This window comes from Sulfitobacter sp. 1A12779, from assembly GCF_043557315.1.
Classification (GTDB): domain Bacteria; phylum Pseudomonadota; class Alphaproteobacteria; order Rhodobacterales; family Rhodobacteraceae; genus Sulfitobacter; species Sulfitobacter faviae.
Genome location: NZ_JBIFFU010000009.1, coordinates 24042 through 46816, shown reverse-complemented (window position 1 = coordinate 46816; position 22775 = coordinate 24042). Strand labels below are relative to the sequence as shown.

The window sequence follows — 22775 nt, the reverse complement described above, 5'->3', positions numbered from 1 at the left end:
TTACTTGCTGTCGTCTGTCGGTTTGGCCTGAAGCTGACCATAGACGGCCTCGCCCAGTTCCGCCTGAAGCGCCAGTTGGGTTTCGAGGAAGTCGATATGCCCTTCCTCATCGGCAATCAATTCTTCGAACAGGTTCTTCGAGACGTAATCGCCCACCTGATCGCAGTGATTGCGCGCTTCGATATAGAGGGTGCGGGCCTCATGCTCGGCGGCGAGATCGGCCTCCAGACATTCCTTGACCGTTTCACCGATGCGCAGCGCGTCCAGCTTTTGCAGGTTGGGGTGCCCTTCGAGGAAGATGATCCGCTCGATCAGCTTGTCGGCGTGGTTCATCTCTTCGATGCTTTCCTCGCGCGATTTATCGGCAAGCCGACCATAGCCCCAGTCTTCTTGCAGGCGGTAATGCAGCCAATACTGGCTGACCGCCGTCAGTTCGCTGCGCAATGCCGCGTTGAGATATTCGATGACCTTGTCGTCGCCCTTCATGAACCTGTCTCCTTGTTTGGTTTCGCCTGACGTAGAGTGGTTGTCAGCATCGGCACGGAAAAGTTGCCATTTCCGCGCATGGTAGACAAGAACAGAGGCATGCAGCCCCCACAATCGGCCGCTTTGCCCAAGGCGCGGTAGACTTTACCGGCCGTGATGACCGTGCGTGCGTCAGAGGCGCGCATCCAGTCGATGGCATTGTTGATGTCGCGATCGGTGATGTTCTGACAGTGACAAACAATCATGGTGTTGCGTATTCCTTGGCTGGCCCCGGGCCGCGACACGCGCGGCCCGGGGGAAAGTTTAGGATTACTGGAAGACGGCCTCCGGCGCGTCGAGGCTGTCGGAGCCTTCAAAGGCGATCTCGTCACCGCCCAGAGCCGTCACTGCGCGTTCGATGGCGCGGGTCTGGTTCACCAGCGCGTCGACCGCGCCCATGATCAGCGCCTCGCCTTCGGCATTGCCGCGCTCAAGCATCTTGTCATAGCTGAAGCCCGCTTCGGCGGCGGTTTTGATCTGGCCCAGCTCCACCATGGAGGCGTTCAGCTTGGCGCGCAGGTCTTCGTCGACGCCGGCATCGGCACTGGCCACCAGATCGGACAGCGACGCGCCCGAGACCACACGCCCATCGACGCGCAGGTATTCGCCCAGATAGACATTCCGCACGCCCAGCCCGTCGTAGTAGTGGCTGTTGTGGGTGTTGTCCGAGAAGCAATCATGCTCTTCCTCGGGGTCGTTCAACATGACGCCCAGCTTCATCCGCTCCCCGGCCTGTTCGCCGTAGGAGAGCGAGCCCATGCCGGTCAGGATCGCGTCGATCCCGGCGTCTTCGTCGGCCAGCACGGCGGCGCGTGCCTCACCGCCTTCGGCCCATTGCCCGGCCATCCATTCCAGATCGCTGACCAAAAGATCGGTGGCGGCCTTGAGGTATTGCCCACGGCGGTCGCAATTGCCGCCGGTGCAGTCGTCACCCGCTGCGTAGTCGGTCCAAGGACGGTCGCCCGCGCCGTGGTCGGTGCCGTTCAGGTCTTGGCCCCAGAGCAGGAATTCGATGGCGTGGTAGCCGGTGGCGACATTGGCCTCAACCGCGCCCGCCTCATGCAACTGCCCTTCGAGCAGTTCGGGCGTGATCTCGGTGGCGTCCACCTCTTCCCCGCCGAGCGTGAAGGTCGGTTTGGCGATGACGTTCAGGACCGCCAGCTGGTTCTCATCCGTCTCACCGCCATAGGAGGCGTCGACATAGTCGATCAGACCTTCGTCCAGCGGCCATGCGTTTACCTTGCCTTCCCAGTCATCGACGATGGCGTTGCCAAAGCGGAACACCTCGGTCTGCTGGTAGGGCACGCGGGCGGCCAGCCATGCGGTTTTCGCGGCCTGAAGCGCCTCGGCAGAGGGGGAGGCGATCAGCGTCTCGACGGCGGCTTGCAAGGTCTGCGCGGTGGTCAGGCTGTCTTCGTATCCGGCCTGCGCGATGTCGGCATAGGTGTCCAGCACCTCGGCCTTGCCTTGGGCGAATGCCGGGGCGGCGGCGAATGTGATCAGCGCAATGGCCGTGGACGCTTTGAGGCGCATCGGATGTCCTTCCTTGAAAATCACCATGGTCCCGACACAGGGCGTATCGGGCCTTCGGGCAATAGGTGACTTATTTTGTCGGAAAATACAAGGTACAACCTCAGGCGGGCTGAACCTGGGGAACCCCGTTAGTTGGTGGCCCTTTCCAACAGGGTCACATGGGTATCGCCATATTTGCGCGTGTCGATCCGGGCGAATCCCTCAGGCGCCTGCATGGGGGCGCTTTCCTCCCAAACGACCATCGCCCCGGGGGTGAGCCAGCCGCCTTCGGCCGCCGCGGCAAGCGCCTTTTGCCCCATGGACTTGCCATAGGGCGGGTCGAGAAAGACCAGATCAAAAGCCGCCTGCGTCCACGGCCCCAGCCGCGTGGCATCATGGCGCAGCAGTTGCGTGTCCGCCACCGTGTCCAGCTTGCGGATATTCTCCCCGATCAGCCGCTGCCCGCTGCGGCCATTCTCGACGAAACAAACCGACGCGGCCCCGCGCGACAGCGCCTCGAACCCAAGCGCGCCGGTGCCTGCAAAGAGGTCCAACACCCGCGCGCCTTCGATTACGTCGTGATGGGTCAGCATCGAAAAAAGGCTTTCGCGCACCCGGTCCGAGGTCGGGCGTAGATGCGCCCCGGCGTCGCCCTTGCCAAGTGCCGCCAGCGGGCGGCCCCGGTATTTCCCAGCGATGATCCTCATGCCCGCAGCAGCGCCTTGAGGTCCGCCTCGGGGTCCGCGACCAAGGCAGGGTCGGGCGATTTGCCCGCCTCAATCAACCGTTTGCCGACCATATAGCCCCGTGGATCGTTCGCCGCATCGACCGCCAGCAAAGTCTCACCGCGGTAATACCAGAAGGACGCACTGCCCGCGCCCCGGCGGGTGACGACGCGGTCATAGCCTGCGTTTAGCCCAGCGATTTGCAGTTTCACGTCATATTGGTCAGACCAGAACCACGGTTTGGCGATGTATTCCTTGCCCGCGCCGAGGATGTTTTCGGCCACGACCTCGGCCTGATCGATGGCGTTCGGCACGCTTTCCAGACGGATGCGCCCGCCGCGATAGGGGAATGAGGTGCAGTCCCCCGCCGCCCAGATGCCGGGCAGGTTCGTGCGGCCCTGCGCGTCGACCTTGATGCCGTTGTCGATCTCGACCCCCGCGCTGGCGGCCAGCGCGATGTCGGGCTCGATGCCGACGCCGGTGATGACGAAATCGGCGGCGATCTCTGTGCCGTCGCTCAGCCGTGCGCCGGTGACATGGCCCTCACCCGAGAGCCGCTCCAGCCCCACGCCTTCGCGCAGGCGCACGCCGTGGCTTTCGTGCAGGGCGCGGAAATAATCGCTGGTCTCCGGCGCCGCGACCCGTTGCAGGATGCGGTCGGCCATTTCCACCAGCGTGACCTCAAGCCCCAGCTTGGCCGCGACCGCCGCCGCCTCCAGCCCGATATAACCGCCGCCGACGATCAGCACCTTCGCGCCTTTGACGAAACGCGGGGCCATGGCATCCACATCCGCCAGATCGCGCACGGTAAAGACACCCTCCAACGCCCCGCCGATCGCGGCGGGCAAGCGGCGCGGGGTCGAGCCAGTGGTCAGCACCAGTTCGTCATAGGCGACAGCGCCGTCGGAGGTGCTCAGCACCCGCGCCTCGGGATCAATCGCCGTAACGCGGCAGTCGGTTTTCAGCGTGATCCCCTGATCGGCGTAGAATGCCTCGGGCCGGAGCAAGAGACGCTCTTGGCTCATATCCCCCAGCAGGTAGCCTTTGGACAGGGGCGGGCGTTGGTAAGGGGGGCATGGCTCGGCGCCGATGAGGGTGATTTTCCCCTCGAACCCGTCGCTCCGCAGCTTCGCCACGCATGACGCCCCCGCCTGCCCGGCTCCGATCACCACCACATGCTGCATCTGCCATCCCCCGATTGATCTGGTCTCAGTCGCGGTCAAAGCCTATATCTGGCCCCAAGACAACCGCAATGACAGGAGAGGCTATCCCATGACGATTTCTCAAGGTTCGACACTGCCGGACGCGAAACTGGTTCAGATGGGCGCCGACGGGCCCGAGCCGGTGCAGATGGCCGACAAGGTCAAAGGCCGCAAAGTGGTGATCTTTGCCGTGCCAGGCGCCTTCACGCCGACTTGCCACTCTGCCCATGTGCCCAGCTTCGTGCGCACCAAGGATCAGTTCGACGCCAAGGGCGTGGATGAGGTGATCTGCATTTCCTGCAACGATCCTTTCGTGATGAAGGCTTGGGGCGAGGCGACCGGCGCAACCGAGGCCGGGATCACCATGCTCGCCGACGCGAGCAGCGCGTTCACCCGCGCCATCGGCATGGAGTTTGACGCCGAAGGCGCCGGGCTGGTGGGCCGGTCCAAACGCTATGCGATGCTGGTCGAGGACGGTAAGGTCACGCTCTGGCAGCCCGAAGAAAGCGCAGGCACCTGCGAGATTTCCGGCGGCGAAGCGCTGCTGGACAATATGTAAAAACACGAACGCCCGGCCAAATTGGCCGGGCGTTTACTGATAGGGGTGCCCCACGAAGGGCCGCAGTCACGAAAGCCTATTCCGCAGCCTGCACAATGGTACGCGTGGGGAAGGGAATATCCACCCCGCCCTCATCCAGCGCCTCTTTGACCTTGCGGGTCATATCGGCCTTGAAGGCAAAGTAATCATCGGCGCTGCACCAGACCCGCACAAGGAAATCTACCGAACTATCGTTGAGGTTGTTCACCTGAATGAAGGGCTCGGGATCCGTATGCGCGCGCTCATCCGACATGATTGTGCTGCGGATGATATCCTCGGCGGTCTTGAGGTTCGCGCCATAGCCCACACCAAAGGTCCACTCCGCCCGGCGCGTCGGGTTGACCGAATAGTTGGTGATCACATTGCCCCAAACCTCAGAGTTCGGCACGATGACCTGCACGTTGCTGAGATCGGCCAGAACCGTGTAGTTCAGGTTGATCTGTTTGATCGTCCCCATCTCTCCCGCGATCACAACGAAATCGCCGATCTTGATCGGGCGGAACAGGATCAGCATGACGCCCGCGGCCACGTTCGACAGGGTGCCTTGCAGGGCCAGACCAATCGCCAGACCCGCGGCACCGATGACTGCCACGACCGAGGTCGTTTTGACCCCGAAAGTGTTGAGCACGAACAGAACAGTGAAGCCCAGCACCACATAGCGCACGATGGAGGCGAGGAATTCGAACAGCATCTCATCGAGATGCTTGTGCCGCTTGCCCAGATTCTCGACCCGGTGTTGCAGCCAACTGGAGATGATCCACCCCAGCAGCAAAATGGCAATCGCGGCGATCACCGATCCCGCCGCGCTGGCCAAGAACTCCAGCGTCAGCAGATCGGCAACTGTCTTGCCCTGCCACAACTCGGTTTCAAACAAATCTTGCATCCGGTCTCTCCGTCAGTCTTTGCCGGCCCCAAAGAGACCATCCATCTTACGCGCCAGCTTCGCATCGAGCGAGCTGAGCCCATCCACGTCATGGGTGATCAACGTTACCTCCACCCGGTTGTAAACGTTGCTCCATTCCGGATGGTGATTCCATTTTTCCGCCCAGATTGCTACCCTTGTCATCCAGCCAATGGCATCCACGAAATCACTGAACTTGAAGGTCTTGTGGATCGCATCCCGGCCTTCCACCATCTCCCAGCCCGTGTTGAACAGCGGCTGAAGCAGGGTCTTGCGGGTTTCGATGCTCAATCTCTCGGTCATTCTTGTTCCTCGATCGTCGTCTTTTTGAAAGGTCCGTAGTCGGTCAGCACGCTGATCTCTTCGTCCACGGCGTCGCGTTCGGCCTGCAGATACTCCCCCACGGCGGCGGCAAAGCCCGGATCGCGCATCCAATGCAGCGACCATGTGGGCGAAGGCAAATAGCCCCGCGCGAGCTTGTGTTCGCCCTGCGCGCCCGCCTCAACGCGGGCAAGCCCATGGGCGATGGCGAAATCCATGGCGCGATAATAGCACAGTTCGAAATGCAAAAAGGGGTGGTGTTCGGTACAGCCCCAGTAGCGGCCAAAGAGCGTCTCGCGCCCGATGAAGTTGAGCGCCCCGGCCACCCAGTGCCCATCACGTTCGGCCAGCACCAATGCGATATCTTCGCGCAGATTTTCCTGCGCATGGTCAAAGAAGTCCCGCGTGAGATAGGGTGAGCCCCATTTCCGCGCGCCGGTGTCTTGGTAGAACTGCCAAAAGGCGTCCCAATGTTCCGGCTCGATCTGGTCGCCGGTGAAGGTATGGATCGTGCCGCCGAAATCCTGCGCCTGCGCGCGTTCCTTGCGAATGTTCTTGCGCTTGCGCGAGGACAGGCTGGCGAGGAACCCGTCGAAATCCGCATAGTCACGGTTGTGCCAATGGAACTGCTGGCTTTTGCGGCTCATCAGGCCAAGCTCTTCGGCACGCGCGACTTCGCCCCCGGTGCAAAAGGTCACATGCAGCGACGACAGCGCGTTGTTGTCGGTCAGCTGCACCGCGCCTTGAACCAGCGCGGCGGTGCCCGCCTCTTCGAACCCGGGCCGCAGCAGAAAACGCCGCCCGGTGGCGGGGGTATGCGGCACCGCGATCTGGAGTTTCGGGTAATAGCGCCCACCCGCGCGCTCATAGGCATGGGCCCAGTTGTGGTCGAAGATATATTCGCCTTGGCTGTGCGATTTGGCATACATCGGCGCGACGGCAATCACTTGGCCCGCGATCCGCGCCACCAGATACTGCGGCTGCCAGCCGGTGCCGGGGCCAACCGAGCCGCTGCGCTCAAGCGCCGAAAGGAAGCGATAGGTGGTGAAAGGGTCGCGCGGACGGCCCCCATCCGCGGCCTCGGGACAGGCGCAGGCGTCCCAATCCTCTTGGCCGATCTGCGCCAATTCCGGCACCACGGTAATCTCGATTTCCTGCGCGTTCATCTGAGCCTTGCCTGCCTTGGGTCCTATGTGTGGCCTCGGCCTCGCAGATCAAGGGCGCGGGCGCGGCAGATAATCCTCAAAGGTCACGTTCTGCGCCACCTTACGCGCGATCTTTTCCTCCGCTTGGCTGCGGATCGTCCAACAGAGCACCGCCGCCCCTTCGGCCTTGAGTTCCGCCACACGCGGGCGGTTCAGGTCGTCGGCCTCATGGCTGATGAAACAAGACCCGCTGTCGGCGTAATCGGGAATCTCGCGCAGCCGGTCGCAGGTCGCGGCGGGCAGCGGCCATTCATCGGGGCGATAGGCACTGGTGGTCAGACCGCGCGGCACCTCGGGCAAAAGCCGGGCCAGCGCGCGCACCGAATGCGGGTTGAAGGACATGACCGCCAGATCACCGCGGTAGCGGCCAAGCGGTTCCGCCGCGGCGGCCTCAAGCGCACCGACATCCGGCCCCATGGCACCGTCCTGATCCTTGAACTCCACCAAGAGCGGCACGCGCCCGGCAACGAGGTCGAGGATTTCTTCAAGCGTCGGAATCCCCTCATCACCGCCCTTCAGCGGGATCGCGGCAAGGGCGCTTGCGTCGCGCAGCCGAACCGCGCCCTGCTCTGCCGTCAGCCGTTCCAACCCGTAATCGTGGAACACCATCGGCTTGCCATCGGCGCTGAGTTGCAGGTCGATCTCGATCCCCAGGCCCGCATCGACAGCCGCGCGCACGGCGGCGCGGCTGTTCTCGGGCCGTCCAGCGGCGAGGTCATGCAGCGCGCGATGCGCCAGCGGAATGTTCAAGAAGGCGGCAGGAAGGGTCATTCGATCTCAAAGATGCCTTCGATTTCGACGGCGACACCCAGCGGCAGCGATGCGGCAGAGACCGCCGAGCGGGCGTGACGGCCCGCATCGCCCAACGCCTCGACCATGAAATCGGAGGCGCCGTTGATCACCTTGGGCTGGTCGGTGAAATCGGCGGTGGAGTTCACGAAACCGGTCAGTTTCACCACACGCTTGAGCCGATCCAGATTGCCATCACAGGCGGCGCGGACCTGCGCCAGAAGGCTCAGCGCACAGCTGCGCGCAGCGGCGGCACCGGCGTCGACATCCATATCGGCGCCCAAACGCCCCGTGATCAACCCATCCGGCCCGTTGGAGATCTGGCCTGAGACATAGACGGTATTGCCGGTGACCACGAAGGGCACATAGTTCGCAGCGGGTGCGGGCGCGTCGGGCAGGGTGATGCCGAGATCGGCAAGGCGGGCGGTCAGGGACATGACGGGCTTCCTTTGGTTGCAATTCTGGGCGGACGCTAACCGCCCGCCGCGCCAAGGGAAAGCCCCTTTGCCACCTGCCCCGCCTCAGCTTTCGCGGAAGGCGCGGGCGAAATAGTCGGCCATCGGTTTCAGCAAATAGGCCATGGGAGAGCGCTCCCCGGTGCGGATGAAAGCCTCAACCGGCATGCCGGGGAGGAGGATGGTGCCTTCCTCCAGCTTATCCGTCTCACCGGGGTTCAGCGCGATCTCGGCCCGGTAATAGCTCTGACCGGTGGCGTCATCCTCGATGGAATCGGCTGAGACCTGAAGGACCTTGCCCACCAGTTCCGGCGTGGTGCGCTGGTTCAGTGCCGAAAGACGCAGGTTCACCTCTTGGCCCACGGCGACCTGATCAATGTGAATGGTCTGCACCTGCGAGGCGATGATTAGCGGACGGTCCTGCGGAACGAGATACATCAGCGGCTCCGCCGCGCGCACGACGGAACGCGGGGTTTGCACCTGCATGCCATAGATCACCCCCGACACCGGCGCGCGGATATCAAGGCGGTCAATCTCCGCCCTGAGCGCGCGGCGCTGCTCGGCCATCTCCAACTCACGATAGCGCAGATCGCGCAGCTGGGTGATCGCCTCTTCCCGCCCGGCGGAGCGCAGTTTGAGCCGTTCGATGTCGATCTCTGTCACCCGCTCTTGTGACTGCGCCTTTTGCGCCGAAAGCTCTCCGATCTGGCCGCGCAGGCGGGCCTGTTCGCGCATGAGGGTCAGCACGGCGGAGGCCTGCGTCAGGCCCCGGTCCAGCAGCGATTGTTGGTTGGCCAACTCCTCTTCGATCAGCTCCAACTGCCGCGAAAGCGCGGCCTCCTGCGCATCGACCCCGCGGATTTGCGCGTTGATCTGCGCCCGGCGTTTGCCCAATTGCTCAAGCTCTTGCGCCACGCTGACGCGGCGCGCGTCAAAGAGGTTGCGCTGCCCGTCCACCAATTCCTGCACGTCAGGGTTCGTCGCCCCGGCTGATAGCAACTCTTCGTCAAAGGTGACCGTCTCGACCTCGTCGCGCTGCGCCTCTAGCCGTCCCCGGCGGGCCATAAGCTCGTAAAGCTGCCCTTCGACAATGGCCAATTGCGAAGTCAACTGCTCCGCATCCAGCCGCAGCAGCACATCCCCGGCGGCGACGCTGTCGCCCTCATCCACGAGGATGTCGGCCACCACGCCGCCGGTCTCATGCTGGACGATCTGCCGGTTGCGGTCGACTTCGATCCGGCCCGAGGCCACGACCGCCCCGGCGATTTGGCTGGTCACCGCCCAAGTGCCGAAACCACCGAAGAGCAGGAGCAGCCCGATGAACCCAAGGATCAGGGGCCGCTTCGCCGACCAGCGCTTGTCGTCACGGGCGTTCATACCACGCCCCCCGAGCGCGCGGGCGCTTTCTGGATCTCGCGGTGGTTTTGCACCATCCCGGCCAGCACCTCATCCTTGGGACCAAAGGCTTTGCGCATGCCGTTATCCAGCACCAGCAGCGTGTCGCATTCCTGAATGGCCGCCGGGCGATGCGCCATGATCAGCACGGACCGCCCGCTGGCCTTCATCTGTCGGATCGCGTGGTTCAGCGCCTGAGAGCCGGTATTGTCGAGGTTCGAGTTCGGCTCATCCAGCACGACGATCACCGGGTCATCATAAAGCGCCCGCGCGAGCCCGATGCGCTGCATCTGCCCGCCCGAAAGCCGCACCTGCCCCGCGCGGATGGGCGTGTCATAGCCTTGCGGGAATTCGAGGATCATCTCATGGGCCGCCGCCATCTTGGCCGCCTTGACCACTTTGGCGTCGTCAGGATCGGGGGAGAGCCGGGCGATATTCTCGGCAATGGTACCGTCGAACAACTGAACGCGCTGCGGCAGATATCCGATATGCCGCCCCAAAGTCTCGCTCCCGTAATGCTCCAGCGCCGCCCCGTCGAGGCGGATAGACCCGCCCGCAGGCGGCCAGACCCCGGTGAGCGTACGGGCCAAGGTCGATTTCCCCGCCCCCGAGGGGCCGATCACGCCAACCGCCTGCCCCGGCTCCACGGTGAAGTTGATCGACTTGAGTGCCGCCTGCTTCTCACCCGGTGCCACGACGGTCAACGCCTTTGCGGCGAGCTTTGCCTTTGGCTGTGGTAGGGCGGTGCGCGCGGGCTCCTCCCCCACCGCACCCAGAAGCTGCGCCAGATTGGCCCAACCGGCCCGGCCCCGCTGCACGACCGGCCATTGGTTCAACGCCAGTTCCACCGGCGCCAGCGCCCGGCCCAAGAGGATCGAGCCTGCGATCATCGCGCCCGGCGTCATCTGGTTTTTCAAGACCAGCCAAGCGCCGAGGCCCAGCATGGCGGATTGCAGAAACAGCCGCAGCGTCTTGGTCATCGCGGTGAAAGTGCCGCCCACGTCGGTCGATTTCACCTGCTGCGCCAGCGCCTGCCCCCGAGCCTGCTGCCAGCGGGTAAAGGCGGCATCGCGCATCCCCATGGCCTGCACCATCTCCGCCTCGACCCTGATCTGGCCCGACATGGCATCCGCCGCCTGCCCCGAGACGCCAGCCCGGGCTTGGCTTTCGCGCGACAGCATTTGGTTGGCCACCGCGATTGCCACCAGCACGGCGGCACCGCCCAAGGCCAGCCAGCCCAACATCGGGTGGAACAGAAAGATCGCGGCAAAGAAGATCGGCGTCCATGGCGCGTCAAAGGCGGCCATCAGCACCGGGGAGGTCATGAGGCGCTGCACAGCTTCGAGATCGGCAAGGCCCGCGTTGGTTTTCACGTCCGGCGCCACGGCGGATTTGCGCACCACCGCGTCGAACACCCGCCGGTCGAGATCGGATTGAAACCGCGCCCCCACCCGCGCCATGATCCGGCCGCGCGTGTAGTCCAAAAGCCCCATCACCGCATAGAGAAAGACGACGAGAACCGAGAGGGCGATCAGCGTTTCCTCTGACCCTGAGCCGAGCACGCGGTCATAGACCTGCAACATATAGAGCGGGCCGGTGAGCATGAGCATATTGGCAAAAAGGCTGAACAGGGCCACCGCCCAATAAAGCCCACGGCTGCGCCTGCGCACGCGACGCAGCTCGGACAGCCCCCTGTTCACCACATCGCTTTGCATCAAACCCCTTCAACGCTGCCCGCCACGCGCGCAGCACCTTCCCGCCTTTGGGGAATTGATACTGAGTTTAACAACCCAATGCTATTGATTTTTCGGCCCGCCGCCGACCGCCTCAGCGGTCAAGGAAGTTCGGCGCGGGCGCGCTGGCCCCGCTGCCGCTGCTGCCGCCGCCAAAGATATCGCGCAGAACCCGGTCGATCACATTGTCCGCGCCGCCGCCTTGGTTGCCACCGCCCTGCGGTTGCGGCTGTGGCTGCGGTTCTGGCTGTGCCTCGCTCAGGTTGCTGGGCGGGGCGGGCGCCTGCATCGGCAACTCCTTGAGGGGCATTCCCTCATGCACGCGGCTCATGGTTTCGCGCCAAATCTCTGCGGGCAGGCCACCGCCCGTGACCCCGGTGAGCGGCGTGTTGTCGTCATAGCCCATCCAGACCCCGGCCACATAATCCGCCGAGAATCCCACAAACCAAGCATCCTTATTGGCCGAGGTGGTGCCGGTCTTGCCCGCGAGTTGCCGCCCGCCAAACTTGGCGCGCTGGCCGGTCCCTTCGGAGATCACCTTCTCCATCATATAGACCAACTGGCGCGCGGCATCTTCTTGGATCACACGTTCGTTGATGCCGCCGCCGGTGCCCATCAGCGGCTCCGTCTCGCCCAGAAGGCGCAGGTCCACCAACCCATAGGGCGTCACCGATGAGCCGCCGTTGAGGATACCGGCATAGGCGCCGGTCATTTCAAGCAGGGTGCTCTCCGATGCGCCAAGCGCCAGCGCCGGACCAGCGGCCAGATCGCTTTTGATGCCGAACTGGGTGGCGACCGAACTCACCGTTTCGCGGCCCACGCTTTCCGAGACTTTCACCGCCGGAATGTTCAGCGAGCTTTTCAGCGCCTCGGTCAGGGTCACCGGCCCCTTGAAACTCTTGGTGTAGTTCTTGGGGCACCATTGACCCGAGCCGGGAATGTTCAGGCAGTAGGGCTCATCCACGATGATGTCATCGGGCGAATAGCCCAGATCGAGCGCCGCGGCATAAATGAAGGGTTTGAAGGCCGAGCCGGTCTGCCGCATCGCCTGCGTGGCGCGATTGAAGGCGCCCGCGACCTTGGTCTTGCGACCGCCCACAAGCGCACGCACCGCGCCATCGGAGGACATCACCACGATCGCCGCCTGCGCCTTGGAGCCTGCGCGGACCTTATTCTCAAACACCCATTTCAAACCTTCCTCGGCCGCGCGTTGGATGCGCTGATCAAGGGTGGTCTTGATGATCACGTCTTCGGTGGTGTTGCGGGTAAAGAATTCCGGCCCCGAGGACATGACCCAATCGGCGAAATAACCGCCCGCCTCGGCCTCTGCCGCCTCGGACAGTTGCGCGGGGTTGGCGATGGCCTCATCAGCCTCGGCGGCAGAGAGATAGCCCTGCTCTTCCATCAGGCGGATCACCGTGGCGGCGCGGCTTTGCGACCGGTCCAGATTGTTGGTGGGCGAGAGCGTCGTGGGCGCGGTCAAAAGACCGGCCAGCATCGCGCCTTCGGCGGGCGAGAGGGCCGCTGCGGGCTTGCCAAAGAACCGCTGCGCCGCGGCCTCTGCCCCAAAGGCACCGCCGCCCATATAGGCGCGGTTAAGGTAGATCGAGAGGATGTCGTTCTTGGTGTATTTCAACTCCATCGCGATGGCAAAGAGCGCTTCCTTGGCCTTGCGACCCAAGGACGAACGACGGCATTCCGCCTCATATTCCTTTTCCGTCATGCCGCTGCTGGGGTCATAGGGCTCGCCCAGACAGAGCAGTTTGGCTGTCTGCTGGGTGATGGTCGAGCCGCCGTGGCCGGAAAGCGGCCCGCGCCCCTCGCTCAGGTTAATGCGCACGGCCGAGGCGATGCCCCGCGGGCTGACACCCAGATGGCGATAGAATCGCTTGTCCTCGGTGGCGATGACCGCGTTTCTCAGATGTCTGGAGACCGATTCCGCTGAAACCACGCCGCCGAACTGGTCGCCGCGCCAAGCAAAGACCTCTCCCTCTCGGTCGAGCATAGTGACAGACCCGCGCGCGCGGCCATCCAGCAGCGTTTCGAGCGGCGGGATCGTGGTGTAGATATAGCCAACGGCCAAGGCAAGCACGAGGAAGATCACAAGGCTCACCCGCCATGTGATGGTCCAGATCAGCCGCCAAATCCAACGGGCCACCCCCGCGAAAAAGCCGAGGATACCGCCGCGCCGTGGGCGTTTGGGACGGGCGGCTTTGCGGCGGGCGGGCGCGGCCTTGCGCGTGGCCGGTTTGCCCCGCGCTGCGGTCTTGGCCTTGGGTTTGGCCTTACCGGGATACCGCTTGTCGGCCACCAAAGGGCGTTTGCGCTTGTTCTTGTCGGTCATAATATCGCCTGCTCGGCCCTATTTTTCGCCACTTTAGCCTGACTGCAGCGGTTTGTTTAGCGCTGCAAGGTCCAATCGGCGTCAAATGTCTGATTAATTTATAGGCAGATTCCAGCCTGCGCCCGCTTTTTAGGCGGCACTGCCACGCAATGGCGCAAATATGGCAGGCAAACCTGTCCAAGAGCGCCCGATATCCGGTTTTCTCATGCTGCACGGGCAGCCGCCCGCTTCGGTAAGCACGCATTCGGACCCGCAGACAGGAAACGACCATATGAAACCCATCTTAATACTTCCCCTCGCAGCGGCGGTCAGCGCCCTGCCCGGGCTGGCGCTGGCACAGGACGCGGAATACGCGACGCTGGCGGATACGACCTTCATCTTCAACACCCTGCTTTTCCTGATCGGCGGCTTCCTCGTCTTCTGGATGGCGGCGGGTTTCGCCATGTTGGAAGCGGGGCTGGTGCGTTCCAAGAACGTCACCACGCAGCTGACCAAGAACATGGGCCTTTTTGCGCTTGCCGCGGTCATGTATTGGCTGGTGGGCTACAACATCATGTATCCCGGTGACGGCAATTGGATCATGGAAGGCGTCTTTGGCACCTTCGCGACCAAGGACATCAAAACCGAGATCGACGCGGGCGGCTACTCCAACGCCTCCGACTTCTTCTTTCAGCTGATGTTCTGCGCCACCACCGCCTCCATCGTGTCGGGTGCGCTGGCCGAGCGGATCAAGCTGTGGCCCTTCCTGATCTTCGTGGTCGTGCTGACCGGCTTCATCTACCCGATCGAAGCGTCCTGGCAGTGGGGCGGCGGTTTCCTTTCCGCTATGGGCTTCAGCGACTTCGCCGGCTCGACCCTCGTGCACGCCGCAGGTGGTTTCGCCGCCCTCGCCGGGGCCATCGTTCTGGGGCCGCGTTTGGGTAAATACGGCAAGGATGGCCGCGTTGTGCCGATGCCGGGTTCCAACCTTGCCCTCGCCACTTTGGGCACGTTCATCCTGTGGATGGGCTGGTTCGGCTTTAACGGTGCGTCGCAGCTTGCCATGGGCACCATCGAAGACGTGGACGCCGTGGCGCAGATCTTTGCCAACACCAACATGGCCGCTGCCGCCGGTGCCGTTGCCGCGCTGATCCTGACGCAGGTGATGTACAAGAAAGTCGACCTGACCATGGTGCTGAACGGCGCGCTGGCCGGTCTCGTCTCGATCACCGCAGGGCCGCTTGACCCGACGCTGTTTGGGGCGCTTTGGATCGGTGCCGTGGGTGGTGTCATCGTGGTGCTGACCGTGCCGATGCTCGACAAGTTCAAGATCGACGATGTGGTCGGCGCGATCCCGGTTCACTTGATCGCCGGTTTCTGGGGCACGCTGGTCGTGCCGGTCTATACCGAAGGCACATCATTCGTCACACAGATCATCGGCTTCGCCGCGGTTGGCCTCTTTGTCTTCATCGTCAGCTTCGTCGTCTGGCTGATCCTGAAAGCCGCCGGTGGCATCCGCGTCAGCGAAGAGGCCGAGATCACCGGTCTGGACATGTCCGAACTGGGCATGGAAGCCTACCCCGAGTTCGCCAAGGGCTAAGCCCCGGCGACATCGCCAAACAATCGACCGCCCGGCCAGCAATGGCCGGGCGGTTTGCGTTAGGCCACTAGGGGTAAAGAAATCGTAAAGGTCGTGCCGACACCCGGCGCGCTGACATAGCGGATGCTGCCGCCGTGCCGGTCCAGAATCTGCCGGGTGATATGCATTCCCAGACCGCTGCCATAGGCGACCTTGGTGTCCGAGCCGTCGACCTGCGAAAAGGGCGCAAAGACCTGCTCTTCCGCGCCCGGGGGGATGCCACAGCCACTGTCGCTGACCTGCACATGCGCCATGCCTTCGGACTGCTGAAGGCTGACCTCCACCTGCCCGCCCGGGGCAGAGAATTTCACCGCGTTCGACAGCACATTTCCAAAGACCTGCCCCAACCGCTCTGCATCGGCTTGGACCGTCAGCACCGTCTCGGGCATCTCGCAGCGGAAGCGGATATCCTTCTCCGGTTGCAGGCTCTCCGCCCGCGCCACAGCCTTTTGCACCAACGGGGCGAGAGCGGCAGGTTGCAGGTCGATGCTGAACTCCGCACTGCTGAGGCTTTGGGTGTCGATCAGATCATTGACCAAGGTCGTCAGCGTCTCGGAGCCACCTGCGGCCTTTGCAAGCAAACGCGCCTTTTGGGCATCGCTCACCTTGGCCCCGCCCTGCAACAACAGGCCAAGCGCGCCGTTGATGACCGTCAGCGGGGTGCGCAGTTCATGGCTGACCGTGGCGAGGAACTGCGCCTGCATCTGCTCGGCGGCGATGGCCTTTTCAGCGGCGATCTTTTGCACGGTCACATCCAAAAGTGCCACAGCCCAGCCCACCTGTTTCTGCCCCGCCCCCAGGGAAATCGCATGGGCGCGCACGGCGAAATGGCGGTGGCCCAATTGGATATCGGTCACGTCGGGCAGGCTGCCATGGGCCGCGAGATAGCGGATGATCGGCCCCAACTCCCCAAAGGCGCTCAGCGGTGCCTCGGGGTCGGCCTCCCGACGCAAGAGGTCGGCGGCGGCTGGATTGGTCTCGATCGCAGCGCCGCTCGGGTCGACCACGAAAACCGGATCGGTGCTGTTGTAGAACAACAGCTCTCGCGCGATTGCGTTCACGTCGATCCAGCGGTTATCGGCCACCAGCTAGACCACCAGCGTCAGCGAAAGCGCGAATGAGAAAGGCGCCGGATCGGTATTGAACAGGGTGATGCCGCCCAAGATATAGGCCAGATTGGCCACCATGGGGATCAGCGTCGCGGCGAAAAGCTTGAGGAAAAAGCTGCGCACCGCCGGGTTGGCCGAACGCACCGCCCGCCCCGCCACGACCGCCGCCGCCATGATGACCATGTAAAGATAGGTGATCGCGATGAAGAACAACGGCCCGTGGTCGGATTGGACATAGGCCCCCTCTGCGCGCAGCAACCACTTGGTGTCCGGGCCATAGAATGTCTCATGCCAACCGCTCGTCACCGCGGCGAGGGTGATCAGCGCAGGCGCAAGCCCCGCGCAAAGCGGCACGAGCCACCGCGGCACCTTGGCCCCGAGCGCATATTCATAGAGGAAGAAAGCCCAGAAGGTCGGCAGCAGCACAAAGCCGATCCACGCCCATCGGCTGACCCCAAAGGCGCAGGCGGCAGAGGGGGCGGAAAGTTCGACCCCGACCGACAAAAGCCAGAAATCCATGGCCAGAATGGCCAGCAAAAACCAATGTTTACCGGGCAGGCTGCTGTGCCCGCGCACCCAATAGCCCAACACGGTGACAAGCGTGGCTGTCACGATCACCAGCTCTACCGCTGGCAAGCTCACATCCAAGCGGATGCACTGTAATAATGATTCTAAAATTGGCCCGACCCTGAGTTTCCACTCAAGCTATCCAAACATGCCATTTCGACCAAGTTTTGATTAAAACGGGCCAGAATAGAGGCATAGGGCGATTGTTCCGCAAGAATCGAAGGCTGACCGGGCCGCGACATGCGCGGCCCGCTGCGCAGTTAGATACCGACGTCGATGATCGCACGGGCGAGGATCGGCACGCTGTTTTGGTTCAGCCCGGCAATGTTCATACGGCTGTCGCCGACCATATAGATGCCATGTTTCTCACGCAGCGCGTCGACCTTATCCGGCGTGGTGCCAAGGCGCGAGAACATGCCCCGGTGCTGGGCGAGGAAGCCAAAGCGGTCCGATCCGGAAAGTTTCTGTAACTCACCCGCCAGCTGCTCACGCAGCCCCAGCATGGCGTTGCGGACATCCTCAAGCTCGGCCATCCAATCGGCCTTGAGCTCGTCATCGGTCAGGATGGTCGACACGATCCGCGCGCCGTGATCGGGCGGGAAGCTGTAGTTCTGGCGGTTGAGGAAGGCCAAAGTGGCTTGGTTCAGCCCCTGCGCCGCCTCGGCAGCCACCAGCATCAGAATGCCGGTCCGTTCGCGGTAGATGCCGAAGTTCTTAGAGCAGCTTGCCGCGATCAGGCATTCCGGCACCGAGGCGGCCACTTTGCGCGTCGCAGCGGCGTCCGCTTCCAACCCGTCGCCGAAGCCCTGATAGGCGATGTCGATCATCGGCACGGCACCGGTGCTTTGCAGCACTTCGATCACCGCGTCCCACTCCGCGCTGTTGAGGTTCGCGCCCGTGGGGTTATGGCAGCAGCCGTGCAGCAGGACCACATCGCCTTTCTTGGCGGTCTTGAGGTCTTCGATCATGCCATCGAAGTTCACGCCGCCGGTCGCGCTGTCGAAATAGCGGTAGTTAACCACTTCCATGCCCAGATAGGACAGGATCGACAGGTGGTTCGGCCATGTCGGGTCAGAAACGAAAACGCGCGCTTCGGGGTTGGCCATACGCACCAGTTCAAAGGCCTGACGCACGGCACCGGTGCCACCGGGGGTGGCGGCGGCGGCAATCGCGCCGCGCGGCACGGCATCGCCCAGAACCAGCGCGGCCATCGCATTGGTATAGGTCGGATCACCTGCAAGACCGGTGTAGACCTTGGTGTCTTGGTTTTCCCAGATGCGCTGCTCGGCGGCTTTGACGGCGCGCATCACCGGGGTGTTGCCGCTGGCGTCTTTGTAGACACCGACGCCGAGGTCGATCTTCGTGTCGCGCGGGTCTTCGCGGTAGGCCTGTACAAGGGCGAGGATCTTATCGGCGGGTTGCGCCTTGAGCGTCTCGAACATGGGGTTCTCCGGTTGGAAGGTAACGGTAAAGGATTAAGCCGCGCCGGTGGCCACGGGCACGGTGGGGAACATGCCCCATTCCGCCCAAGAGCCATCGTAGAGCGACCATTTGCGGTGGCCCAGCCGCTCCAGCGCCAGCGCCAGCACGGCGGCGGTGATGCCCGACCCGCAGGAGGTGATGACAGGTTTCGACAGGTCCACGCCCGCCGCCTCGAAAATGGCGCGGGTCTCTTCGGGGGTCTTCATCGTTTTGTCGTCGTTGAGCAATTCGGTGAAGGGCACGTTACGCGCGCCGGGAATATGGCCTGCGCGCAGCCCCTCGCGCGGTTCAGGCGCATCGCCGCGGAAACGTGCTGCGGCGCGGGCGTCCACGATCTGCGGATCGCCGAGTTTGGAGGCATGGGCCACCTGTGTCACATCGCGCACCAATTGGTTCTGGAAACGCACGGTCATATGGCGGTCGCGCGGCACGGGGGGCATGTCTTCGGTCTCGCGCCCCTCGGCCTGCCATTTCGGCAACCCGCCATCCAGCACGGCGACATTCTCTTGCCCCATCAGGCGGAACAGCCACCAGACCCGGGCCGCCGACATCAGCCCCGCGCCGTCATAGACCACCACCTGATGCCCGTCACCCACACCCATGGCGCGCAGCCGCGACATGAATTTCTCGATCGGTGGGGCCATATGCGGCAGGTCCGAGCGCGCGTCCGAGATATCGTCGATGTCGAAAAAGCGCGCGCCGGGGATGTGCGCGGCGTCATACTCCGCCTTCGGATCACGCCCGGCGTCGGGCAGATACCACGAGGCATCAAGGATGCGCAGGTCCGGGTCTTTCAGATGCTGAGCCAACCAATCGGTTGAAACCAATGTCTTGGGATCGTCGGCCATGGGAGCCTCCTTCGTCGCGGGCGTTGCCCATGCCTATAACCGGCAGGGGATGCTGGCAAGTGGAAGGGGGCGGTGAGGGGCGTTGCCTGCCCCTGGGTTGGCGATGCTATGGGGTATTCATGCCACTTTATAGTTCAGGTTTGATGTGTGCTCGCGAAGGAGCACCCAGCCTCACCAAATCGCCTACCCCGGGGTGGGGCAGGCGATGGCCCGGCGCCTGCGGCTTGTCCCGGGCCTACGTGGCAGCCTTACCCGTGATCCTTCAACAACCGCTGCTTCTGCCGCGACCAATCACGTTTCGCCGCCGTCTCGCGCTTGTCGTGCAGCTTCTTACCCTTAGCCACACCGATCTTGATCTTCGCCATGCCGCGATGGTTGAAATACATCACCAAGGGCACCAGCGTCATGCCCTTGCGCTGCGTCGCGTTCCACAGATCGGCCAATTGCTTGCGGCTGACCAGCAGTTTGCGCCGGCGCCGTTCTTCATGCTGAAAGGTCTTGGCCTGCTTGTAGGGCGCCACATAGGAGTTCACCAACCACAGTTCGCCATCCTCCACGGCGGCGTAGCTCTCGGCGATATTCGCCCCGCCTTCGCGCAGGGATTTCACCTCGGAGCCTTCAAGGATGATGCCGCATTCGATATCTTCTTCGATCGCGTAATCAAACCGCGCGCGGCGGTTTTCGGCGATCACCTTGTAATTCGGATCGGATTTGGAACTGGATTTGACCTGTGACATGCCAAAGCATGTAGAGCGCCCCCCGCCCCGGTGCAAGATGCTGCCGCTCAGTCACCGAGTTTGGCGTGCACCTCATCCAGATCGATCTCCCCCAGGGGTTGCTTATTGCCGGGGTTGTCGAAGTCATATTTGAACAGATCGAAGTCGCGTTTGTAGATCTCGCGCATCAGATGCATCGACAGATCGTCAAAGTAATCCTCGACCGGATGCGCCCGCTTGGGCCCATGGCCCTCGCTCTCATTAAAGCGCGGGATCGCCGCCAGATCGACGGGGTGCGGCGTGTCCACGGCATCGAGCACCTGTTGCATCCCATCGTTGAACCGCTCGGTCCAGAAGATCTGGTCGTAGGTGCCGCCGTTGACGATAAAGGTGCTGACATGGCCCGAGACCGCCGACCAGTGAATGTCCGGGTCCATTGGCCGCCGCCAACGAATGGTATCGCGGGCGAACAGCAGGAACCGCCGGAAGCTCGCGATCTGGTCGAACTCCTGCTTGCCGTCCTCACCGCCCACGTCGATCCCATATTTCTGCACCAGCAGCGGCACCAGATTGCCGCGATAGCGCCGCCCGTTGCGCTGAATGCCGCAAATCTTGTCAAAGAAAGACGACAGAATCCGCGTGTAAGGGTTGCGCACACAGGTAAAGGCATAGGACTTGCGCGCCGTCACGTTCTCGGTGATCGGCCCCTGCGACCCATCCAAAGCCCATTTATGAATCCCCGACTTGGCATCATGGATGTCGCCGTCAAAGAATTCGCCCTGATCGGAATAATACATGATCTGGCCGATGGTCGAACAGGCGCATTTCGGCACCACGCGGTACACCATGCTCTCACTTTCCGTCATCCATGTTCCGGGAAAACCCATGCGCGTCCTGCCTCCTGCTGGCGCTGGCTGTTTTAAGCAACAGTCAGACCTCGGTGCAAAAAAGCAAAGAAATGCTGTTTATTCAATCGGTCTTCAGGATTAACTAGGAAGGTGATCCACGACAAAAGGCCGATGCAAGCGGGCCGCGACAAGGACATTCGGTATCCTGCATGGCGAAAATTGCCTATATCCTGCTGTGCCACAAGGATCCGGAGGCCATTATCCGGCAAGCCGAGCGGCTGACCGCGGTGGGCGATTACATGGCGATCCATTTCGACGCCTCCGCAAGCGCCGAAGACTACGCCCAGATCACCGCGGCCCTGCGCGACAACCCCAATGTCACCTTCCCGCGCAAACGCATCCGCTGCGGCTGGGGCGAATGGTCACTGGTGCAAGCCACGCTCGACACGCTCACCGCCGCGATAGAAGCCTTCCCGCGCGCCACGCATTTCTACCTGCTGTCGGGCGATTGCATGGCGATCAAATCCGCCGAATACGCGCATCGGTTCCTTGATGAGACTGACGCAGATTTCATCGAAAGCGTGGATTACTTCGAAAGCGATTGGATCAAGACCGGCTGGAAAGAAGAGCGGCTGATCTATCGCCATTGGTTCAACGAACGCACGCAGCGCAAACGCTTCTATGCAATGTTCGAGGCGCAAAAGCGTCTCGGCCTGACCCGCAAGATCCCTGCCGACCTTCAGGTGCAAATCGGCAGCCAGTGGTGGTGCCTGCGCCGCCGCACCGTGGAGGCACTTATGGCATTCAGCCACGAGCGCCCCGATGTCATCCGCTTTTTTCGCAGCACTTGGATCCCAGATGAGACCTTTTTTCAAACCCTCGTGCGCCACCTCGTCCCCGAAGGTGAAATCGCCAACCGCAGCCTGACCTTTCTGCTGTTTTCCGACTACGGCATGCCGGTCACCTTCTACAATGACCACTATGACCTGCTGCTCGGCCAGAACCACCTCTTCGCCCGCAAAATCAGCCCCGAGGCACTGGACCTCAAACGCCGCCTCGGCCTGCTCTATGCCGCCCAAGGGGTGCCTTTCCAGAGCAGCGACGAAGGCCGCAACCTGTTCGAATTCCTCACCGCGCGGGGCCGCATTGGCCGCCGCTTCGCCCCCCGCTTTTGGGAGAGGGAATCCAGCCTTGGCCGCGAACGTGAACTGCTGATCATCATCGCCAAGAAATGGCATGTGGCAAAACGGCTCGTCGGACGGATACGCCAGCAAACCGGCCTCCCAGCGGTGGATTTCCTCTTCAACGAAGAAGACACCCCCCTGCCCGATCTCGGCGGCATTCAAAACACGCTGGAAAAACGCACCCGCCACCGCCGCGCCCTGATGCGGATGCTCTACGACTACTACGACAGCACGCGGCTGATCGTCTGCATCGACACGTCGAACCTCGACCTGCTCCGCGATTTTGCCTCGGACCGCGCGCAGGTGCGCATGCTCGAAGTCGAATGCAAACTGACCGACGCCTATCTCAGCGGCCACGCCCGGCGCATCGGCCTGAGCGGCGCGCAAACATCGCAAGAAAACCTGTCCCGCCTGCTCCCCACGATCCGCGGGAACATGCTGCATGAGGTCGACCAAATCCGCGACGCCCAATTCGCAAACTACAGCCGCCTCTCCGAATACGCCGACCCCGAAACCAACGCCGCGGCCCTCGCCCATTTCCTTAAGGTGACCCAAGACGAGGCCCGCGCGATCGTCCAGCCCGCAGGCCTCTTCGCAGATTAGCGCCGCCCGCCCCTACCGTTCGGAACAGCCCCCCGTCCCAAGCGTTGAACCAAGACCGCCGTTTCGCGGCCCGACGCACCACAACGCAAGAGGTT

At 62.9% G+C, this 22775-nt stretch carries 22 protein-coding genes; 3 read left to right on the top strand and 19 right to left on the bottom strand.

Going from position 1 to position 22775, the window contains the following annotated elements; all coding sequences use genetic code 11:
• From bfr to ACGYLQ_RS11980, 5 genes are all read right to left on the bottom strand, one after another.
• Positions 1 to 486 carry a bacterioferritin gene (gene bfr, locus ACGYLQ_RS12000; RefSeq protein WP_136720255.1) on the bottom strand — a complete coding sequence of 162 codons (486 nt, stop codon included), beginning with the start codon at positions 484 to 486 and terminating at the stop codon, positions 1 to 3.
• The gene (locus tag ACGYLQ_RS11995) at positions 483 to 731 is read right to left on the bottom strand and encodes a bacterioferritin-associated ferredoxin (protein ID WP_394443176.1); all 249 of its coding nucleotides are present in this window, start codon (positions 729 to 731) and stop codon (positions 483 to 485) included. Before ACGYLQ_RS11995 ends, bfr begins: the two co-directional genes overlap by 4 nt.
• Before the next feature lie 64 nt (positions 732 to 795).
• Positions 796 to 2058 (bottom strand): imelysin family protein, encoded by a 1263-nt coding sequence (locus ACGYLQ_RS11990; protein WP_394443174.1) that lies wholly within the window; start codon positions 2056 to 2058, stop codon positions 796 to 798.
• A gap of 128 nt (positions 2059 to 2186) precedes the next feature.
• Positions 2187 to 2744, bottom strand: coding sequence for a 16S rRNA (guanine(966)-N(2))-methyltransferase RsmD (gene rsmD, locus ACGYLQ_RS11985; RefSeq protein WP_394443173.1), 558 nt, complete (start codon positions 2742 to 2744; stop codon positions 2187 to 2189).
• A complete protein-coding gene (locus ACGYLQ_RS11980) occupies positions 2741 to 3946 on the bottom strand; it encodes an NAD(P)/FAD-dependent oxidoreductase (protein ID WP_394443171.1) in 1206 nt (401 codons plus the stop codon). Before ACGYLQ_RS11980 ends, rsmD begins: the two co-directional genes overlap by 4 nt.
• An 88-nt stretch (positions 3947 to 4034) precedes the next feature.
• Between ACGYLQ_RS11980 and ACGYLQ_RS11975 the strand changes: the two genes are divergently transcribed.
• Positions 4035 to 4523 (top strand): peroxiredoxin, encoded by a 489-nt coding sequence (locus tag ACGYLQ_RS11975; RefSeq protein ID WP_209218513.1) that lies wholly within the window; start codon positions 4035 to 4037, stop codon positions 4521 to 4523.
• A gap of 76 nt (positions 4524 to 4599) precedes the next feature.
• Here ACGYLQ_RS11975 and ACGYLQ_RS11970 read toward each other — a convergent pair whose 3' ends face one another.
• The 8 genes from ACGYLQ_RS11970 to ACGYLQ_RS11935 form a co-directional block, all read right to left on the bottom strand.
• Positions 4600 to 5445, bottom strand: a complete 846-nt coding sequence (locus ACGYLQ_RS11970; protein ID WP_394401907.1) for a mechanosensitive ion channel family protein — start codon at positions 5443 to 5445, stop codon at positions 4600 to 4602.
• A gap of 12 nt (positions 5446 to 5457) precedes the next feature.
• Entirely contained in the window at positions 5458 to 5766 is a 309-nt protein-coding gene (locus ACGYLQ_RS11965) for a 4a-hydroxytetrahydrobiopterin dehydratase (protein ID WP_209218515.1), read from the bottom strand.
• Entirely contained in the window at positions 5763 to 6950 is a 1188-nt protein-coding gene (locus ACGYLQ_RS11960; protein WP_394443170.1) for a GNAT family N-acetyltransferase, read from the bottom strand. Before ACGYLQ_RS11960 ends, ACGYLQ_RS11965 begins: the two co-directional genes overlap by 4 nt.
• A 48-nt stretch (positions 6951 to 6998) precedes the next feature.
• A complete protein-coding gene (locus ACGYLQ_RS11955) occupies positions 6999 to 7760 on the bottom strand; it encodes a glycerophosphodiester phosphodiesterase family protein (RefSeq protein WP_394443168.1) in 762 nt (253 codons plus the stop codon).
• Positions 7757 to 8215: a RidA family protein gene (locus ACGYLQ_RS11950; RefSeq protein ID WP_394443166.1), complete on the bottom strand. Its 459-nt coding sequence runs from the start codon at positions 8213 to 8215 to the stop codon at positions 7757 to 7759. Before ACGYLQ_RS11950 ends, ACGYLQ_RS11955 begins: the two co-directional genes overlap by 4 nt.
• Positions 8216 to 8299: 84 nt before the next feature.
• Positions 8300 to 9610 (bottom strand): HlyD family type I secretion periplasmic adaptor subunit, encoded by a 1311-nt coding sequence (locus ACGYLQ_RS11945; protein WP_394443164.1) that lies wholly within the window; start codon positions 9608 to 9610, stop codon positions 8300 to 8302.
• The gene (locus tag ACGYLQ_RS11940; protein WP_394443163.1) at positions 9607 to 11343 is read right to left on the bottom strand and encodes a type I secretion system permease/ATPase; all 1737 of its coding nucleotides are present in this window, start codon (positions 11341 to 11343) and stop codon (positions 9607 to 9609) included. The genes ACGYLQ_RS11945 and ACGYLQ_RS11940 overlap by 4 nt, the downstream gene beginning before the upstream one ends.
• A 112-nt stretch (positions 11344 to 11455) precedes the next feature.
• The gene (locus ACGYLQ_RS11935) at positions 11456 to 13705 is read right to left on the bottom strand and encodes a transglycosylase domain-containing protein (protein ID WP_394443162.1); all 2250 of its coding nucleotides are present in this window, start codon (positions 13703 to 13705) and stop codon (positions 11456 to 11458) included.
• A gap of 271 nt (positions 13706 to 13976) precedes the next feature.
• Between ACGYLQ_RS11935 and ACGYLQ_RS11930 the strand changes: the two genes are divergently transcribed.
• A complete protein-coding gene (locus ACGYLQ_RS11930) occupies positions 13977 to 15284 on the top strand; it encodes an ammonium transporter (RefSeq protein ID WP_067266825.1) in 1308 nt (435 codons plus the stop codon).
• A gap of 59 nt (positions 15285 to 15343) precedes the next feature.
• Here ACGYLQ_RS11930 and ACGYLQ_RS11925 read toward each other — a convergent pair whose 3' ends face one another.
• The 6 genes from ACGYLQ_RS11925 to ACGYLQ_RS11900 all read right to left on the bottom strand — a co-directional run bounded on the left by ACGYLQ_RS11925 (position 15344) and on the right by ACGYLQ_RS11900 (position 20932).
• A complete protein-coding gene (locus ACGYLQ_RS11925) occupies positions 15344 to 16408 on the bottom strand; it encodes an ATP-binding protein (protein WP_394443161.1) in 1065 nt (354 codons plus the stop codon).
• Positions 16409 to 16411: 3 nt separating this feature from the next.
• A complete protein-coding gene (locus ACGYLQ_RS11920) occupies positions 16412 to 17068 on the bottom strand; it encodes a histidine kinase N-terminal 7TM domain-containing protein (RefSeq protein WP_394443160.1) in 657 nt (218 codons plus the stop codon).
• A 191-nt stretch (positions 17069 to 17259) separates the two neighbouring features.
• A complete protein-coding gene (locus ACGYLQ_RS11915; RefSeq protein ID WP_067266822.1) occupies positions 17260 to 18441 on the bottom strand; it encodes an amino acid aminotransferase in 1182 nt (393 codons plus the stop codon).
• Between the two features lie 33 nt (positions 18442 to 18474).
• Positions 18475 to 19329, bottom strand: coding sequence for a 3-mercaptopyruvate sulfurtransferase (gene sseA / locus ACGYLQ_RS11910; RefSeq protein WP_067266820.1), 855 nt, complete (start codon positions 19327 to 19329; stop codon positions 18475 to 18477).
• A 248-nt stretch (positions 19330 to 19577) separates the two neighbouring features.
• The gene (gene smpB, locus ACGYLQ_RS11905; protein WP_067266812.1) at positions 19578 to 20066 is read right to left on the bottom strand and encodes an SsrA-binding protein SmpB; all 489 of its coding nucleotides are present in this window, start codon (positions 20064 to 20066) and stop codon (positions 19578 to 19580) included.
• A gap of 47 nt (positions 20067 to 20113) precedes the next feature.
• Complete coding sequence (locus tag ACGYLQ_RS11900) at positions 20114 to 20932, bottom strand: sulfotransferase family protein (RefSeq protein ID WP_394443158.1); 819 nt, start codon at positions 20930 to 20932, stop codon at positions 20114 to 20116.
• Between the two features lie 170 nt (positions 20933 to 21102).
• Between ACGYLQ_RS11900 and ACGYLQ_RS11895 the strand changes: the two genes are divergently transcribed.
• On the top strand, positions 21103 to 22680 hold the full coding sequence (locus tag ACGYLQ_RS11895) for a DUF5928 domain-containing protein (protein ID WP_394443157.1): 1578 nt from the start codon (positions 21103 to 21105) through the stop codon (positions 22678 to 22680).
• Positions 22681 to 22775: the final 95 nt, after the last annotated feature.